The following is a 16,789-nucleotide window of genomic DNA, read 5'->3' on the forward strand; positions in this document are numbered from 1 at the left end:
TATGGTATGCTGCACGCCATCTATTACCCGATGACTTTATACGTTCTTTCCCAATAATATCTATATCGAATCCATGATCCTCGAATATTTGTCTAGGAAACTTACCCTTTTCGTTTTCAGTAATAAAAATTCTTTTAAATTCATCAGTATAAGTAATCCCTTTTTCACTAACAGATTTTACATAGAGATTTTTAGATAATATTCTAATTTCCTTTTCCGTAAACAATCTCTTACTCATATTCTTTCCCCATTTACTATTTTTTCTTAAGTATACACAAAAGTACCCTATAGGTAGACTTTTTTTAAAGTGTCTACTCTATAGGGTACATTTTACATATAGACACAGGTTGTTTGCCATTAAAAGGGTTGTCCAATAGAGTAGGAATCATCTAGAACATAAATTCCTTTCTCTTTTGGTGCATTTGGTAATCCTAATTCTTTTTGTGAGCAAATCATTCCATTGGAAGGCACGCCTCTAAGTTCAGTCGGTTTAATCTTCAATCCACTCGGCATTGTTGCCCCTACTTTTGCTACAACAACCTTTTGACCTTTATCTACATTGGGAGCACCACATACAATCTGTAAAACCTCATCTCCGACATTGACCTTACAAACACTTAGCTTATCTGCATTTTCATGTGGATCCTTTTCTTCAACAAAACCTACAACAAATTTCGGACTCAAATCAAAGTCTAGATTATCGGAGAGTTTTTGTTTTTCAAATACTTGCTTAACCTCATCCAACAACTCTTGTGTTAGTGTTATCTTCCCTGTTTCTGACAAATTAAATCGTGTCGATGCCTCAAAAATATTATAGCCTAACACGTCATTATTACTATTTGTTATCTTTGTAACTGGCCCAAATTTTTCATGTTTGATATCCTCACGATCCCCTTCTTGAATTGGAATCATAAGTACATCACCAATACCTTTTGGATTATAAAAAACGTCCATCTTTTTATCACTCTTTCTTTACTTATTTTTATTAGGATTAGGTCTATTTTTTGCTAGTATAAATATTGGTGTTAACTTCTTATCTTCATAAATGAACGAAAGTGAAGTAATCGGGATCCTTCCTTCAGCAAAAAATTTCATTGTCATCTGTGCCAGTATATCATAACCGGTTTTATTCTGAATGTCAGCTAATATGAGTACATCTTGATGTGGAACAGCTACCGCTAATTCTCCTTTTGTTTTTGCCTGTATTTCTTCTAAGAAACTCTCGTTTAGAATTCTACTCGCATCATAGCCATCCTGTTTTGCTACAAAATAAAAATCATTGTCTGCAACTTTATCAACTTTATAATCATACGATAGGGAACGAATATTAAAGCTCGCTATCTCATCTAAATGTTCCTTTGACCATCCTTCTTTATTTAGCATTTTTTCATCGATCAAACGATAAGACTTTCCTAAGTCAAGTGCATAAAACACTCGTGTTTCAGCTGTATGTTCTTTCGATACGAGTGGTTCACCTGCTTTCGATTCTGTTGGAAAAGAGGTTGCACGAATGACAGGAAAGATATTCTTTTCCATTCCAGCAAGTTGATAGCTTTGGTTCATTATTTTTAAAGATTCCGTGATGTGACCAATCAGTTCATCAATCGCTTCATCTCCACGATCATTGTACTTAGCTATAATATTAGGCAATTGTATTGTTACGCCCTGTTTGGTTTCTTTCCACTCAATTCGGAATGTATCTTTATCTCGATTAAAAGAAGTCCGGTAATTGTCATTTGCCAGCTTTTCTTCTAATATTCTTTTCATTTTTATACTATTCATTTTCATTGGATTTCCTCCTAGTGATGCTGCAACCTATTAAAGGAGTTATATTCAAGTATTACACAATACTCCCTTATCTCATATCTATCATATCTATGATTGTGTTATGTTTCAATTATCGTGATTAGAATAGAAGCTGTTTAAGATTTTTTTACATTGATTATTAAAACGAAAGAATCGCAAATTATAATTCAATAATTTAAAATTCAATTAAATCCAAAATCGATTCATAAAAAAAGCTATCCAAATGATGGATAACTTTAATTTTCCTCTGATTCTACTATCGAACGCGCAATTAACATGGATTGTTCTGTATCTCTCTCCATTGTTCCAGTAGTTGTAAAGGTTGTAATTTTCACCCCACCAATTCCAACTTGAAGTTCATATTCATGACTTTCTGAAGGCATTAGCCGTACATACCCAAACTTATGATCATCTTCATACGATTCTAAAAGTACTGCTTCATCATTGGAAGCACTTAGGTAATTCAGGTCACTGATCGGTGCCTCAAACTGATTATAAAAAACAATATAGGTCTGATCTCCACTAGTTAGAATAGCATTATTAGCATCTTCTTCTTCTACTTCTAATCCTTCTGGAAGAAAGAATGCTAAACCAGAATTATTATAATTAGTTGTTATCTCTTTATTACTATGAAAAGTAGTTTTTGCTACTTCACTCACATTTTGTATAACAGTATCCTCCGATTTATATGTATAAACCGAAATTGCAATGATGAAAAGTAAAAGCAATGCAATTACTATAGGTGCTGGATTCTTCACTACGTTTCCCCCTACTAAAGTACTGCGACTTCATTCCACTAATACTATATTACTATATCGCATTATTTTCAAGGATTCCAACTAATATTAAATACTTTGAATTATGCTACAAATTGTTTATCATAATAGTTAACAATCAATTGGAGGGATGGAAATGGAACTTACGGTTTATTTAGCTGGACAAATACATGATAATTGGCGAGATCAAGTAGCTGAAAAAGCAAAGGAGAAAAAACTCCCATTACATTTTGTTGCTCCGCAAACGAATCATGATTTATCTGACCGTATAGGTGAGGATATATTAGGTAAACAACCAAATAGTATTTATCGTGATGATGCAGCTTCAAGTGTTAACAATTTACGGACACAAGTTCTTATGCAGAAATCGGATGTGGTGATTGCTTTATTTGGTGAAAAATATAAACAATGGAATACGGCGATGGATGCAAGCACGGCAATCACAATGGGAAAACCGACAATTTTAGTTAGACCTGAATCGTTAATACACCCACTAAAGGAACTATCCAATAAGGCGAATGTAACGGTAGAAACAGTTGATCAAGCCTTAGAAGTATTAGCCTATATTTTTGAATAAGTAGGTAAAAGCTTGGATAAGATTATTCCTGTCATAGTAAAATCCGAACTTTTTCATTAAAGGGCAGGCTCTTAGTTTTTGATTGACATCGAGTCTACCAGGCACGGTAAGGAGTTCAGGTGGAGCTTCCATCTGGGATTACCCTTAAGACTGGTAAATAAAGAAGAACCCCTACCCTAAGTGGTTTAGCCGTTACGGGTGGGGAGTCATTTCTTGTCTATCATATCTTGTTGAGATTCCTGATTATAGGGAAATGTACACTTGGTCTCCATCCATAAAAGCTATTGTTCCATTAAAAAATGGTAACTATTGTATGGTTCGACTTCAGTTATAAGTTTTTCGTTTCATCCTAACCTTTTATTCCAATATTCCCATTGTCCTTTAACCAATTGAACAACATGTTCGAACATTTGTTGTCTTGATACTATTTCATTCGTAAAAATACCAATAGCACCTTCACGGCTTCGTACTTCATGACGTTTGGCATAACGATTCATGATATCCCCTAGTTCACTACCCTTTCTTAATTCATTATCAATTTCCTTTGGTAAAAGTACTCTTGCGCCACTAGCCGCGTAGATTTGTCGATCTGGTGTAACCAAGGCCCCCCAGTTACATAAATATAGCTGCTCTTGTACATACATTACTCCACCTTCTAGTCCAATTCCAATAACATCTCTTTCTGATTGCGCACAATTAAGCGCCCGATTTATGGCACCTTCACGAGTTTCCTCATCAGAAAAAGGCTGAGGAGATACATTTGACGATACATCTATTGCTTGTACTTCCGCTGTTGAAAAAATTTCTTTTACTGCTTGCACCTTTGTTGGGTTTTTAGAACCTATAATAATTTTCATTCAAGACGCTCCTTACATATAGAAACAGCTGCTATCTTCGTTGATAGCAGCTGTTTCTATATATTTATTGTTTGTGAATATGGTCTACTGCATTTTGGTCTGTTGTTTTTACGAGTTTAACTAATAATTCTTTAGCTGCTTGATAATCATCAACATGAATGATGGATGATGAAGTATGGATATATCGAGAGCAAATTCCTACGACCGCTGACGGTACACCGTTATTAGAAAGATGAACTTGCCCTGCATCCGTACCACCTTGAGAAATAAAGTATTGGTAAGGAATGTTATTGGACTCTGCCGTATCAAGAATGAATTCTTTCATACCTTTGTGCGTTATCATGGAACGATCAAATATACGTAATAAAGCCCCTTTACCTAACTGACCAAATTCCTTGTCATCAGTCATATCATTAGCAGGAGAAGCATCCAATGCATAGAATATGTCTGGCTTAATCATATTAGCTGCTACTCTTGCACCACGTAAGCCTACCTCTTCCTGGACTGTTGCTCCGGAATATAATTGGTTCGGAAGACTTTCGCCTTGTAGCTCTTTTAATAATTCTATCGAAAGACCGCAGCCATAACGATTATCCCATGCTTTAGCAAGAATCTTTTTATTATTTGCCATTGGGGTAAATGGGCAAATTGGTACAATTGCTTGACCTGGTTTTATCCCAATATTTTCTGCATCTTCTTTATCATCCGCACCAATATCAATTAACATATTTTTAATGTCCATTGGCTTTTTACGTTGCTCATCGGTTAAATTATGTGGAGGGATAGAACTAATCACCCCAACAACTGGACCATTGTCAGTCATTACTTGAACACGTTGAGCCAATAATACTTGGCTCCACCAGCCACCAAGTGTTTGAAATCGAATTAATCCTTTCTTAGTAATTTGCGTTACCATGAATCCAACTTCATCCATATGTCCTGCTACCATAACTTTGGGACCATTACCATTCTTCACACCAAAAACACCACCAAGGTTGTCTTGGATGATTTCATCTGAATATTTTTCTAGTTCACCTTTCATAAATGCACGCACGGCATGCTCGTTACCCGGTGCACCTTGTAATTCTGTTAACGTTTTGAATAAATCTAGTGTTTCTTGTTTCATTTGCGTTCCCTCCAGTTTGTCTCTATGTAATATATTTAGTATAACGAAAGATATCTATTCTTTCCACAATTCACACACATATCATTGTTATATTTTCTTATTTCAATAATTTAAGGTATACTAAAAAAGAATTAATTCGGTCACAATGGTAAAATAATAATGCAAGAGGTGAGTAGAATATGGGTATGAAAAGAGCAGTTCTTGCTGCTGGATTAGGGGTCGCTGTAGGATACTTAGCTAAACAACAAATTGATCGTTACCAAACAGTGACACCTGAAAAAGCACTGCATAATGCAAAAGAAACATTTAAAAAGCAAGGACCAATAAGTGGTTCATGGATTTATATGAAGCCTGAAGACATCGAAAAAAATGGTCTCTTATATAACGCCTATCGTGGTGGAGTGACTCGCAGTATAGACGGTGAAAACAAACAGTATGAGTTTCATGTAGACGTAGAAACTGGGGCTGTAATCGACGCCTACGAAACCACAGCATAGTACTCTACTGTAAAAAATAGCTGCTAAAAAGCAGCTATTTTCTATTCATAGGAATATCGATTACGCTCTACTGCCTTCATCTTTTCACCTTGTTCATTAAACTGAATCGCACGATAATATGCATCATGGTAAAAGGTGTACCAAGCGTTTTTCTTATAACCAACATTCATCCATTTTTCTTTCTCATGTACAGATATTACTGGATAATCGTCATAAGCTAAAGCCCATAATTTGTTCTGATGTCCATGAGTCGGCATCAAATCTGCCATATGAATAAAGCAATCTTCTCCATCCTCAAAAACTAAAATACAATGGCCATCACTATGTCCACCTGTATGAATCATTTTCAATCCGGGCAATATCTCAATTTCCTTTTCAAATGTTTCCACTTGATCCACGATCGGCTTCCAATTTATTTCCCAATATGTATTTACAGATCGGATATTTGGATTACGCATTTCTTGCCATTCAACAGCAGAAGTATAGATTTTGGAATTTGGAAAAGCTTTTATAAAAGAGCCTTCTTCCTCTTTTGTTAGTCCACACGCATGATCAAAATGTAAATGTGTCATCAATACGATATCAATATCATTAATAGAAAGTCCAATTTCTGATAATGAGTTTTCGATAGAGGACTCCTCCAAAACACCAAAGTTACGTTTTTGTTTATCTGTTAGTTTTCCAGTCCCCATGCCTGAATCAATTAATAAGTTCTTACCATCTACTTGAAGTAAAATTGGATCTGTTCTTAATTCAATTTGGTTCTTATCATTAACCGGATACTTTTTACTCCAAAGTGGTTTTGGTACAACACCAAACATGGCTCCCCCATCTAGAAAATTAACACCACCTTTTAACCACGTTAACGTAGCACGTCCTACTTGTAATTTTTCCATAACAAACTCCCCTTCCCTTTTTTAGTTTATCTTATATACACATCATTCTGCAATCGCTATCATTATATGGAGAAGTATCAAAATACACAACAACAATGATCAAGTAAATCGTCGAGGGATTTTTACTTCCAGTTAAATGCGAGATAAACTTTGTTTCCATGAATCATATATACAAAAAAAGAACCTTATACTAGGTTCTTTCATTAAAACTCGCTTTACACCGGTAGATAGGTTGACCTTTAGCGGAGAATTTTTCTTCATATTCTGTCATAACATTGGTTGGATCTTCTATAGCATGTAAATCCACATTAACCTCATTTAAGAGCATTCCGAACGTCGAAAAACTTACTAAAGAATACTCAAAAAGTCCACGGTTATCTGTTTTAAATATTAATTCACCATCTTGTTTTAATATTTCACGATAGTTATTTAAGAATTTATGGTAAGTAAGTCTTCTTTTTTCATGGCGATTTTTGGGCCAAGGATCCGAAAAGTTCAAATAAATAGTAGACACTTCATCTTTTTCAAAAATTTCTAATATATTTTCGGCATTCTCGTTAATTAACAGGATATTTTGTTGCTCTGAATCCATTACTTTTTGAGCGGCTGAAACGATGATACTTTTCGCTAATTCAATACCGATAAAGTTAATATCAGGGTTCTGTTTTGCCATCCCCGCAATAAATTGACCTTTTCCAGTACCAATCTCAATATGAATTGGATTATCATTATTAAATAACTCTTTCCAATTCCCTTGATACGATTTTGGATTTGGTATTATTAAATGTTCGTTTTCTTTCAAAAAGTCATCCGCCCATGGTTTATTCCGTTGTCGCATGATGTGCACCTCTTTCAAAAATTCTATATTTATACGTCTCATTTACAGTAGATCTTTTACATATTTTTTTATAACCTATCGAATACTATACCTTGAGGTGAGATCGAATGTCATTAAATGTATCGAATCAGTTAACATTATTACTTGATTTATTAGATGAGCAGCAAGCAGATTGTTGTGCAGAAGTATCTGAGTATCAACAAATTAAACGATTAGTAAAATCAATGATGGCTAATAATACCATTTCAGATGAACAACTATTGCAGTTACTCCCAGAAATTTACAATTACGGGAGGCAAGGTGAAAGTGTTCAAAATATGGAGGAGCATATTACGTCCAATAAAGAAAATATAAATCAATGGATAAGTGCAATTGAACAGACTAAATTAGAATAGAAAGATTATGATTTAATTCCTTTAAATTGGTTAATCGTTCCATTACTTTATGCGTTTCTTCTCGTTCATAATGCCAAGATAAAAATTGAAGGGAATCTAATATCAGATACCAATACATCCGTTTTAACAAATGCTTATCTTTCGTTACACCATACTTTTCTAACCAGCTATCCCAGTCCCCTACTGGAACATACCATTGTAGGAGCATTCCGTAATCTGTAATTGGATCAGCTATCATGGCATTATCCCAATCAATCAAATATAATTGATCATCATTTGTTAACAACATATTATGGTGATTCAAGTCTCCATGGCAAACAACCTGTTTTTGTTCTCGTGTTACAGGTAATAACTCATATAAATAAGATAAAGATTGGTAAACATCATTTTGCCTTTCAACAAGCTTGTTGGCATGCAAACGATGGTTTATTTCATTGTAGCGATCATCGGATGTAATCGGTTTTTTTCCTAGCCGTAATAGCATATGCAATAATTCGGAGGAATGGTGGATTTTATGCAGTAAATCAGCAACTCGTTGATGCTGCATTTCTTTTGGCCATAATTCTCTTCCCTCTAGCCATTCCTGTGCCGTTATGACGTCACCATTTTCCATTCGCTTCGTCCAAACTAATTTTGGAACGATTCCTTCTGCAGAGAGTACCGCTAAAAATGGAGACGAATTTCTTTTGAGGAATAGACGTCTATTATCTTTTTCTGCAACATATGCATCACCAGTTAAACCACCAGCTGGAGATATTTTCCAATCTTTTCCTAATACTTTCTTAAACCATTCCACCATAAATTCCTCAAATCTTTCAAAATCATTTTATATTAATTCCTAGATCCGTTAAACAAAGACATGATAATAGATTAACGAATAACCGGTCGTTTTGCAAGCTATCATTTGTCTAATTTTAACCTATAATTTGGATAGACGTACTTTCTTTTGATACGGTACATCTACTGCATCTATTAGTCTGTCCATCAACCTGATAGTGTATATTTTCTTCCGTTAAAATGGAGACCTTTGAGGCTTCTAATAGCTCCACCTCTTTAAAATTTACATGTTTTCCCGTAAAAACCGTGATAAACATCCCAAGTATTTTCCATTTAGAAATTCGATGAATTAGTAAAACAGGAAACGTTGTCGGCTGTATTTTAGCATTTGGAATGATTTTCATTCCGCCACCATAATACATGTGGTTCGCTATTGTAATCATCCAACATTGTTCTATAACTCGTTTCCTATTATTCATTTCTATTTCTACTTTAAAAGGTCTAAATTGAAACAAGACATGAATTAAAGCAATCGCATAACTAAAAGAGCCTAATCGAAATAGGTTTAGCACTTTTTTATACCAAGATTGATTTGCTATGTTCGCAATTTCTGCATCAAATCCGAACCCAATACTGTTTACAAACCTTTTCGACTCAGCATCTTCTAAGCTAAAGTTCCCCAGCCAATATGATTGTTGTATATCCGCTTCGATAATATGCTTTAAAATTTCAAGTGGATTATTTGGTAAATTCATTCCCCGTGCAAAATCATTACCTGATCCACCAGGAATAAACGCTAATGGAATCGAAATGTCTTCCATCCTATTCATTACTTCGTGTAATGTACCATCTCCACCAATTACTACAATAGCTTTTAAGTTTACTAGATTATTTTTAGTTGCTTCTCTTGCAATTTCTTCCGCATGTCCTTCATAATCCGTGAAAACATAAGTCGATTCTAACTGTTGATACCGTGTACTTTTTCTTATTTTATTGAATATCCTTTTCCCTCGCCCATTTCCTGCAACTTGATTTACAATAAAAAGATACATCGATCTTTATTCCTCTCCAACTATCGTAAAGGAGGTGTCATCTTCTTCCCATTCCGGTCTTTTAACAGAAGTTGTTTGACAATGCCGTAACAGGTGCTCTGCAGCTTTCAACTGTTGATTCTTTAATGGCGAAACCAGAGATCGCTTGTCTTCAAACCATTTTTCATAGTTAAGCTTATCAATAATTTGTACTTGGTATGGTTCAGATATAATACTTATTCGATTTGTTCGAGAAAGAACGGTTTTGGTAACCGGGAAGGACAGATCATATTTACTGAAAATCCCGCTGATAATTCGTTCTGTTCTTTTCAACGAAATGACTGGACTTAATAGTGTAGACTCTTTATCATCTCTTTGTTTTGTCCATGTTCTATCATCTCGAACGGTGAAAAAAGTATCTTTGTGTTCTTCTAACAAATAAATTATTTCAATTCCTACTGGAGTAATTAAAATAATTTCCCCATCAACTGGTGCTTTTTTAATGCTAAATGTAGGATATAACATTAGCAGATACGTATCTGGAAAACGTTGAAGAAAATAACGTAATGTAGCATCCTGATAATATTTTTTATCCATAAATGAAACACTTGAAACGGTAGATGTTGCCCATTTTAATTGAAAAGGGAATAATTTGTTTAAAAAATACTGTCTTAATTCGTTTTCGGAATCTGGTAAATCCATTTTATTTTGGGCTTCTTCCCTTTGTTCTGGTCGCTCGTCTCTCTTCATGAAATTTTTCCATTTTGAAAATCGTGATGCCATTTCCTTATCTTCATCACTCGTGTGGTGTACACTTTCTTGATTGCTCCAAACATAATGAAGCTTATTCCAGTTCTCCTGTTTCAAACGAATATATTGACTTGGATAACGATATATATTCCACTCATATCTCGAGATATAATCTTGCAACTTTATTAATTGAGCCAATTCTATTCTCCCCCAACTAGTTGAAAAGAGTTCACTACTTTGTATTTCGGTTTCTGCGAAGGAAATATTTGATAGACAACTATTTCTCGCACCTGCAATTCAAAGGTTCTATCCATAAATTTTTGCTTAATTGTTCCCATTTGATCCGTCTTAGGCCCATCCCACTTTTTTGCCAGCGTTATATGTGGACGATATGGACGATTCTCCTTCGGTAAACCAACGTTGGCAGCACATGTATCTACCGTATTCTGTAAATTAAACAATGATTCCGTTTTTTCAACGCCTGCCCATAATACACGTGGTTTATCTGGTTTTCCAAATGTGTCAATAGTCGCAACCGTTGTCCGAAACGGAGCGAAATTTTCAATTATTTCAAGTTCGTTGATTAGCTTTTGTAATCGATGATTAGGAACAGCACCTAGAAATTTCAAAGTGACATGGAAATCATCTACATGTGGCCATTGTTTATAGGGTACGAACTCTTTTAATTCCGCTTGCCAAGCTGCTAGTAAATCCTTCAAATCTTTTGGAAGTGGAATTGCAATGAAGAAGTGTGGTGAAGACATAAATAGAAATCCTCCCATCGTTCAATTGAATTATGTTAGTGACTGACAGTAAGATAATTCTTTTTCGTTTAATTCGCGATAATTTCCGGGAGTTAATGAAGAATCTAACTCCAACTCCCCCATACGGATCCTTTTTAAATAGCTTACTTTTTTGCCAACAGCGATGAACATACGCTTTACTTGGTGGAACTTTCCTTCCGTAATTTGTACTTTCACCTCAGAAATGGAACCACGTTGAATGACTTCTAATATCGCAGGTTTTGTAACATATCCATCATCTAGTGTGACACCATTCGTAAACTCTTTTACATCTTCTTCCGTTACATTACCCTCAACTTTTGCATAATATGTTTTGTACACGTCCTTTTTTGGAGAAAGTAGCTGGTGTGCGAGATTTCCATCATTCGTTAGCAATAATAATCCTTCCGTATCTTTATCTAAACGACCAACTGGGAATGGCTGGAAGTGCTGCATTTCAGGTGACAACAGATCAATCACTGTCTTTTCTCTTGTATCCTCCGTAGCAGAAATATAACCGGCTGGTTTATTCATCATTAAATAAATATATTTTTTATATTCAACAACTTCATCCTTTACTTTAACAACATCTGTTGACGGTTCAATATGCATACTTCCATCTCTTACTACTAAATCATTGACAGAAACATGCTTTTTCTTTAATAAACCTTTGACGTCTTTTCTACTGCCATATCCCATATTGGCTAGTAGTTTATCCAATCGCATATACTTATCTCCTTCTACTAAAAAATCGCTCTAATTTATGAACACGATTACCCAATACTCGCTCTAGTAAAGTGGAATGATAACCAAACCATAGGTAAGCATAACCACCAATTAAAATTCCAATGGAGAGCATTACTACCGCCGCTATTCTTGATTGCTCATAGGATAAGAAAGTTCCGAATATAAGCTTAGATATACTTACTAGAATAAACATAATGAGCGAGAATATAAGTACAAGAAGCGTCCGTTTGAAAGTTTGCTTATACGAAATATCAATCGATTTTTTGACGCGCCATAAATTTAAGGCAACGGCAGTTCCAGCAGCCAATGCAGTTCCAAAAATCGCTCCTTTTGCTCCAAACGCATGTATCAATGGAATGTTAAAAAGAACCTTTAATAACAGTCCTCCCGATAAACTAACTACTGCAAAATTTTGCTGATTTATTCCCTGTAAAATTGAGGAAGTAACCGTAAATAATGCAATTAACAAAGCAACAGGTGCATACCAAGCCAATAATTCCCCCGTAATATCAATGTTATCAAGGCTATATAAGGAGCCATATGCCACATCCGATAAAGTAGCTAGACCAACTGCAGCCGGTATGATTAATACTAATACTATTTGTAACGCCTGGTTAATTTGATGATATAACGAATTTGTATCATTTTGTGTAAAAGCTCTCGTTAAAGCTGGAAGAATTGCCAGAGATAATCCAGTTGCAATCGTAACTGGGATCATAATAATCTTATGACCGTATAATGTAATTGCTGAAAAGCCAATCTCCCAAGTATCTGTTTCCCCAATATCTGCCATTGCTTTAGCAAATGTTCCTTGGTCCACTAACTGATACAAAGGTGTCGCTAATCCAACTAATAACACAGGACCCGCATACTGAAATAACTCACGCATTAATTTTCCTGTCGAAATATCAGATGCATAAGTTTGATTTTGTAAATTCCTTTCAATACCCGGCTTTCTCTTTTTCCAATAAAACCAGAGAACGATACATGAGGCTAATCCCCCAATAAATGTTGCAAACGTTGCAAATCCCACCGCGGTTGCAACGGAACCATCAAATATTTTTATAACAATAAAGGCTGCAGTTAATAAAAATATAATCCGAATAATTTGTTCGACAACTTGAGAAACAGCTGTTGGTCCCATGGATTGGTACCCTTGAAAAAAGCCTCTAACAATACTCATAGCTGGTATTACAAGGAGAGCAAAGCTTACCATTCGAATAACCATTGCACCTTCAGCAATTCGTTCTGCAGTCTCACCTGGCATCGAAATTTTTGCAATGATGTCCGCACTTAAAAATAACGCAAGAAAAGCGATAAAACCTGTTATCGCCATTAGCTTAATACCTGCTTTAAATATCCTTAGTCCTGTTTCATAATCGTGTAGCGAGTTATATTTTGATACAAATTTAGAAACGGCGACAGGAACGCCGACAATTGAAATACTCAATAAGATATTGTAGGGAATGTATGCGAGACTATATAACGTTCCCCCATCGTCCCCGACTAGACCGTAAAAAGGGATCACATAAATCATCCCTAAGAATTTCGATAAAAAAGTTGCTCCCGTGAGCAACATTGTACCTCGAACAATATTTGACATTTATTCCACCTGCATCTAATTTAGAAATTAACTCTACATATTCTATATTTTATCATATATACAGTATACTAGGAAAAGCTTTCTTGACAACTTTTAACAACATAAATCGGAATTTAATCAAAATGATGGTTTATCCATTACTTTTCAGCTAATATTACTAATGGAGAAAGGAATGAATAGTACTTGAAATATGATGTAATTGTTATTGGTGGTGGGCCATCTGGTTTAATGGCATCAATCGCAGCAGCTGAACACGGAGCAAAAACAATGCTAATTGAAAAAGGAAGTAAATTAGGTAAAAAACTAGCCATTTCTGGAGGAGGCCGATGTAATGTTACAAATCGTCTACCTGAAGAAGAAGTAATCAGGCATATCCCTGGAAACGGTCGTTTTTTATATAGTGCTTTTTCTGTATTTAATAACTATGATATAATCGATTTTTTCGAAAACATGGGGGTTGAGCTAAAGGAAGAAGATCACGGCAGAATGTTTCCTGTTTCTAATTCTGCAAAAACTGTTGTTAATGCACTCATTCATAAGTTAGAGGAATTAAAGGTAAACATTCAACTTAATACAGAAGTGAAAGCCGTTCACTATGATGAAAATCACCATACTGTCATTTTATCAAGCGGTGAAAAAATTGATACAGCATCATTAGTAATTGCTGTTGGAGGTAAAGCAGTTCCTCATACCGGTTCAACTGGAGATGGTTATGTTTGGGCTAAGAAAGCAGGACATACGATTACAGAACTATATCCAACAGAAGTAGCCTTAACCTCTAAAGAAGAATTTATCCGTAATAAAAGCTTACAGGGTTTATCATTAAGAGATGTTTCCTTATCTGTATTAAACAAGCGAAACAAACCGATTATAACCCATCAAATGGATATGATTTTTACACATTTTGGGGTATCAGGACCAGCAGTTCTACGTTGTTCTCAATTTGTCGTTAAAGAATTAATGAAAGGTGAACAAGCCGTACCGATGCATTTAGATGTACTCCCTCACCAACGGGAAGATCAACTAATCAATGAAATTGTTGAATTAGTAGAAGCATCCCCTAAAAAAGCATTAAAAAATTTACTCAAAGGAATCGTCCCGGATCGACTGTTAACCTTTCTTTTACACAAAAATAACGTAAATGAAGATCAAAAAGCAGCTAATGTTTCAAAGGAAGTACTTCGAAATATTGTTCACCATATCAAGCATTTTACTTTCTTCGTAAATGGCTCTTTACCTCTTGAAAAAGCATTTGTAACTGGTGGTGGAGTTTCCATCAAAGAGGTTGTTCCAAATACGCTGCAATCAAAAATGATGGATCGTTTATATTTTTGTGGTGAAATTTTGGATATTCATGGGTATACAGGAGGCTATAATATAACTTCCGCATTAGTCACCGGAAGACTTGCTGGAATGAATGCTGCATATGAAGCAAGTGCATATTCTGGTATATGATACCTAGCATGATTTAAACCCTATGTGAAAAGATAGTAATGTATGGGGGCATTTAATGAGAAGGGTGGATGATCTGATATGCAAAAGAATGGAATGTGGTTACCAATTATCGCTTCCGTAGGTGTAGGTGCAGCAACCTATTATACGATGACAAAAAACAACCAAAATATCGGTCAAACAATGTCTAAAATGCTTCCGTTTGTTTCACAAATGAGCGGAGGAAATGGTGGAAACCAACAGCAGTAGCTTTTGTTTGATCAAATTTAGCTAAGCGCGAAGGGGACACCCTTCGCGTTTTTCATTCTTTACTTTTATTGCGCAGTAGGGATAAACGAGAGTCTTTGCATCAGAAGGAAAAAGCAAAAGATATTTATAAATTTATTTAGTCTACATCAAAAAAACTCAGAATTTTAAAGGAATATATGGTAAATTTATCTTTAAAGATATAAATAATTTGTTAAGTGAATCATTATTCTTCATCCCCCAGTTAACTTCTTGTTTTACCTCGTAAGTTTGATATAGGGGCCATACGACGTAGAGGACATCGCGTTAATATCGGACTACCAGTTATACGTGGAATAAATTATACCTTGTACAAGGAGGTTGAAATTGAACTACAGTATTGAAAGTATAATTGACAGAATACCTTTCTTCACTGATTATTCAAGTGTTGAAAAAATAAAAAAGGGGTATTCGCCTGATCGTAAATACATAGTAAAAAAGGGATTAACCAACTATCTTCTACGCATTTCGGACATAAAGTATTTTGAGGAAAGAAAAAAGGAATTTCATTTGCTTCAAGAATTAGAAGCAAAAAATATTCAATCACAGAGACCCTTTTTATTTGGCAAGTTCATAAATGATAACATTTGTTTTATGGTAATAGAGTATATTGAAGGGACTCCGGCAATTGATGCTTTTAAAAAATGCTCTAATAGTATTCAACATCAAATAGGCATTGCGGCTGGTAAAGAGCTTTATAAAATTCACCAAATAAAACCCCAAAGCCGTTTTTCCAAATGGGATGATAGACAAAGAAAGAAATATAAGTATTATCTAAGGGAATATCAAAAAGGTAATTTTTCACTTAACCAAGATAGTAAAATTATTAATTATATTGATGCCAATATCAAGTTAATAACAGACAGACCCAATGCTTTACTTCATGACGATTTTCATTTGGAACATATAATACTTTCAAATTGTAAATATAACGGTATTATTGATTTCAATGGATATGATTTCGGAGACCCGTTTCACGATTTCTATAATTTATCTTTGTTTAGTAGAAGAATAAGTGTACCGTTTAGTATAGGCCAAATTAAAGGTTACTTTTTAAGAGAACCTAGTGAGTATTTTTGGAGCTTGTTTTCGTTGTACGCGGCAATGAATATATTTTCTACCATTGTTTGGACTGTAAAAAACGACCCTGATTCTTTTGATGATGCCCTTGAGAGAATTGATCTAATTCTAGAGGATCATGATTATTTTAACAGTATTAAACCAAGGTGGTACAATTCAAATTTGTAAAGTACTCGCTCGATTAAATAAACCGCATCTCCTATCCCTTTGTTTTTTTCTAGTCAATTCAAGTGTAAAGGATATAGGAGCTTGCGTTTTACTTTGCTTAGATTTTTTCATACCCCAACATATATAATAGAGCCAATATTCCTAAAAAGAACATAAAAAAACCATGATACAAAGTTCCGTATCATGGTTTCTTCAATTGCCTGGCGGCGTCCTACTCTCGCAGGGGCAAAGCCCCAACTACCATCGGCGCTGAGAAGCTTAACTTCTGTGTTCGGCATGGGAACAGGTGTGACCTTCTCGCCATCGCTGCCAGGCCTACAGGATGTAGGTCGTTCGGTGTTGTTCA

20 protein-coding genes and 1 rRNA gene are annotated in these 16,789 nt (G+C 35.1%); 6 read left to right on the forward strand and 15 right to left on the reverse strand.

The features are described from left to right. From BMX40_RS19170 to BMX40_RS19185, 4 genes are all read right to left on the reverse strand, one after another. Positions 1-238 (reverse strand): HTH domain-containing protein (locus BMX40_RS19170; protein WP_342028700.1); only part of this gene is annotated, 238 nt, incomplete at its 3' end. Positions 239-357: 119 nt separating this feature from the next. Then, positions 358-954, reverse strand: coding sequence for a YtpR family tRNA-binding protein (gene ytpR, locus BMX40_RS19175; protein ID WP_090872974.1), 597 nt, complete (start codon positions 952-954; stop codon positions 358-360). Between the two features lie 18 nt (positions 955-972). Further along, positions 973-1,788: a DUF1444 domain-containing protein gene (locus BMX40_RS19180; RefSeq protein WP_090872976.1), complete on the reverse strand. Its 816-nt coding sequence runs from the start codon at positions 1,786-1,788 to the stop codon at positions 973-975. Positions 1,789-2,042: 254 nt separating this feature from the next. After that, positions 2,043-2,564 (reverse strand): hypothetical protein, encoded by a 522-nt coding sequence (locus BMX40_RS19185; RefSeq protein WP_090872978.1) that lies wholly within the window; start codon positions 2,562-2,564, stop codon positions 2,043-2,045. Positions 2,565-2,718: 154 nt separating this feature from the next. Between BMX40_RS19185 and BMX40_RS19190 the strand changes: the two genes are divergently transcribed. Further along, positions 2,719-3,159, forward strand: coding sequence for a YtoQ family protein (locus BMX40_RS19190; RefSeq protein ID WP_090872980.1), 441 nt, complete (start codon positions 2,719-2,721; stop codon positions 3,157-3,159). 344 nt (positions 3,160-3,503) lie between these two features. Here BMX40_RS19190 and BMX40_RS19195 read toward each other — a convergent pair whose 3' ends face one another. Continuing rightward, on the reverse strand, positions 3,504-4,016 hold the full coding sequence (locus BMX40_RS19195) for a DUF84 family protein (protein WP_090872982.1): 513 nt from the start codon (positions 4,014-4,016) through the stop codon (positions 3,504-3,506). Between the two features lie 64 nt (positions 4,017-4,080). After that, positions 4,081-5,142 carry a M42 family metallopeptidase gene (locus tag BMX40_RS19200; protein ID WP_090872984.1) on the reverse strand — a complete coding sequence of 354 codons (1,062 nt, stop codon included), beginning with the start codon at positions 5,140-5,142 and terminating at the stop codon, positions 4,081-4,083. Positions 5,143-5,321: 179 nt separating this feature from the next. Between BMX40_RS19200 and BMX40_RS19205 the strand changes: the two genes are divergently transcribed. After that, entirely contained in the window at positions 5,322-5,639 is a 318-nt protein-coding gene (locus BMX40_RS19205; protein ID WP_090872985.1) for a PepSY domain-containing protein, read from the forward strand. Between the two features lie 41 nt (positions 5,640-5,680). Here the strand turns inward: BMX40_RS19205 and BMX40_RS19210 are convergent, their stop codons facing one another. Then, entirely contained in the window at positions 5,681-6,535 is an 855-nt protein-coding gene (locus BMX40_RS19210; protein ID WP_090872987.1) for a YtnP family quorum-quenching lactonase, read from the reverse strand. 190 nt (positions 6,536-6,725) lie between these two features. After that, entirely contained in the window at positions 6,726-7,373 is a 648-nt protein-coding gene (gene trmB / locus BMX40_RS19215) for a tRNA (guanosine(46)-N7)-methyltransferase TrmB (protein ID WP_090872989.1), read from the reverse strand. Positions 7,374-7,480: 107 nt separating this feature from the next. Here trmB and BMX40_RS19220 point away from each other — a divergent pair, with 107 nt between their 5' ends. Beyond that, positions 7,481-7,768 (forward strand): YtzH-like family protein, encoded by a 288-nt coding sequence (locus BMX40_RS19220; protein ID WP_090872991.1) that lies wholly within the window; start codon positions 7,481-7,483, stop codon positions 7,766-7,768. Here BMX40_RS19220 and BMX40_RS19225 read toward each other — a convergent pair. The 6 genes from BMX40_RS19225 to BMX40_RS19250 all read right to left on the reverse strand — a co-directional run bounded on the left by BMX40_RS19225 (position 7,755) and on the right by BMX40_RS19250 (position 13,458). Then, on the reverse strand, positions 7,755-8,567 hold the full coding sequence (locus tag BMX40_RS19225; protein WP_090872993.1) for a phosphotransferase family protein: 813 nt from the start codon (positions 8,565-8,567) through the stop codon (positions 7,755-7,757). The genes BMX40_RS19220 and BMX40_RS19225 overlap by 14 nt on opposite strands. 115 nt (positions 8,568-8,682) lie before the next feature. Next, positions 8,683-9,597, reverse strand: coding sequence for a diacylglycerol/lipid kinase family protein (locus BMX40_RS19230; protein WP_090872995.1), 915 nt, complete (start codon positions 9,595-9,597; stop codon positions 8,683-8,685). Positions 9,598-9,603: 6 nt separating this feature from the next. Then, a complete protein-coding gene (locus BMX40_RS19235) occupies positions 9,604-10,524 on the reverse strand; it encodes a hypothetical protein (RefSeq protein ID WP_090872997.1) in 921 nt (306 codons plus the stop codon). A gap of 2 nt (positions 10,525-10,526) precedes the next feature. Next, complete coding sequence (thpR, locus tag BMX40_RS19240) at positions 10,527-11,090, reverse strand: RNA 2',3'-cyclic phosphodiesterase (RefSeq protein ID WP_090872999.1); 564 nt, start codon at positions 11,088-11,090, stop codon at positions 10,527-10,529. 30 nt (positions 11,091-11,120) lie between these two features. Beyond that, complete coding sequence (locus BMX40_RS19245; RefSeq protein WP_090873001.1) at positions 11,121-11,834, reverse strand: pseudouridine synthase; 714 nt, start codon at positions 11,832-11,834, stop codon at positions 11,121-11,123. A gap of 4 nt (positions 11,835-11,838) precedes the next feature. Continuing rightward, positions 11,839-13,458, reverse strand: a complete 1,620-nt coding sequence (locus BMX40_RS19250) for a putative polysaccharide biosynthesis protein (RefSeq protein WP_090873003.1) — start codon at positions 13,456-13,458, stop codon at positions 11,839-11,841. 183 nt (positions 13,459-13,641) lie between these two features. On the opposite strand from BMX40_RS19250, the gene BMX40_RS19255 reads away from it, so the two are divergent. From BMX40_RS19255 to BMX40_RS19260, 3 genes are all read left to right on the forward strand, one after another. After that, positions 13,642-14,913: a BaiN/RdsA family NAD(P)/FAD-dependent oxidoreductase gene (locus BMX40_RS19255; RefSeq protein WP_090873005.1), complete on the forward strand. Its 1,272-nt coding sequence runs from the start codon at positions 13,642-13,644 to the stop codon at positions 14,911-14,913. Positions 14,914-14,991: 78 nt separating this feature from the next. Beyond that, positions 14,992-15,159: a hypothetical protein gene (locus tag BMX40_RS20465; RefSeq protein WP_170840858.1), complete on the forward strand. Its 168-nt coding sequence runs from the start codon at positions 14,992-14,994 to the stop codon at positions 15,157-15,159. A 363-nt stretch (positions 15,160-15,522) separates the two neighbouring features. Continuing rightward, positions 15,523-16,443 (forward strand): aminoglycoside phosphotransferase family protein, encoded by a 921-nt coding sequence (locus tag BMX40_RS19260; protein ID WP_090873007.1) that lies wholly within the window; start codon positions 15,523-15,525, stop codon positions 16,441-16,443. Positions 16,444-16,641: 198 nt separating this feature from the next. On the opposite strand, the gene rrf is transcribed toward BMX40_RS19260, so the two are convergent. Then, positions 16,642-16,757 (reverse strand): 5S ribosomal RNA (gene rrf / locus BMX40_RS19265). Between the last annotated feature and the right edge of the window lie 32 nt (positions 16,758-16,789).

The organism is Oceanobacillus limi (genome assembly GCF_900111445.1).
Taxonomy (GTDB): domain Bacteria; phylum Bacillota; class Bacilli; order Bacillales; family Amphibacillaceae; genus Ornithinibacillus; species Ornithinibacillus limi.

Bases quoted from the DNA above. Each gene is read 5' to 3' on its own strand.
- BMX40_RS19220 (WP_090872991.1), top strand. From the start codon at position 7,481: ATGTCATTAAATGTATCGAATCAGTTAACATTATTACTTGATTTATTA.
- BMX40_RS20465 (WP_170840858.1), top strand. From the start codon at position 14,992: ATGCAAAAGAATGGAATGTGGTTACCAATTATCGCTTCCGTAGGTGTA.
- thpR (WP_090872999.1), bottom strand. From the start codon at position 11,090: ATGTCTTCACCACACTTCTTCATTGCAATTCCACTTCCAAAAGATTTG.
- BMX40_RS19250 (WP_090873003.1), bottom strand. From the start codon at position 13,458: ATGTCAAATATTGTTCGAGGTACAATGTTGCTCACGGGAGCAACTTTT.
- BMX40_RS19200 (WP_090872984.1), bottom strand. From the start codon at position 5,142: ATGAAACAAGAAACACTAGATTTATTCAAAACGTTAACAGAATTACAA.
- BMX40_RS19195 (WP_090872982.1), bottom strand. From the start codon at position 4,016: ATGAAAATTATTATAGGTTCTAAAAACCCAACAAAGGTGCAAGCAGTA.
- BMX40_RS19190 (WP_090872980.1), top strand. From the start codon at position 2,719: ATGGAACTTACGGTTTATTTAGCTGGACAAATACATGATAATTGGCGA.
- ytpR (WP_090872974.1), bottom strand. From the start codon at position 954: ATGGACGTTTTTTATAATCCAAAAGGTATTGGTGATGTACTTATGATT.
- trmB (WP_090872989.1), bottom strand. From the start codon at position 7,373: ATGCGACAACGGAATAAACCATGGGCGGATGACTTTTTGAAAGAAAAC.
- BMX40_RS19230 (WP_090872995.1), bottom strand. From the start codon at position 9,597: ATGTATCTTTTTATTGTAAATCAAGTTGCAGGAAATGGGCGAGGGAAA.
- BMX40_RS19245 (WP_090873001.1), bottom strand. From the start codon at position 11,834: ATGCGATTGGATAAACTACTAGCCAATATGGGATATGGCAGTAGAAAA.
- BMX40_RS19225 (WP_090872993.1), bottom strand. From the start codon at position 8,567: ATGGTGGAATGGTTTAAGAAAGTATTAGGAAAAGATTGGAAAATATCT.
- BMX40_RS19180 (WP_090872976.1), bottom strand. From the start codon at position 1,788: ATGAAAATGAATAGTATAAAAATGAAAAGAATATTAGAAGAAAAGCTG.
- BMX40_RS19210 (WP_090872987.1), bottom strand. From the start codon at position 6,535: ATGGAAAAATTACAAGTAGGACGTGCTACGTTAACGTGGTTAAAAGGT.
- BMX40_RS19205 (WP_090872985.1), top strand. From the start codon at position 5,322: ATGGGTATGAAAAGAGCAGTTCTTGCTGCTGGATTAGGGGTCGCTGTA.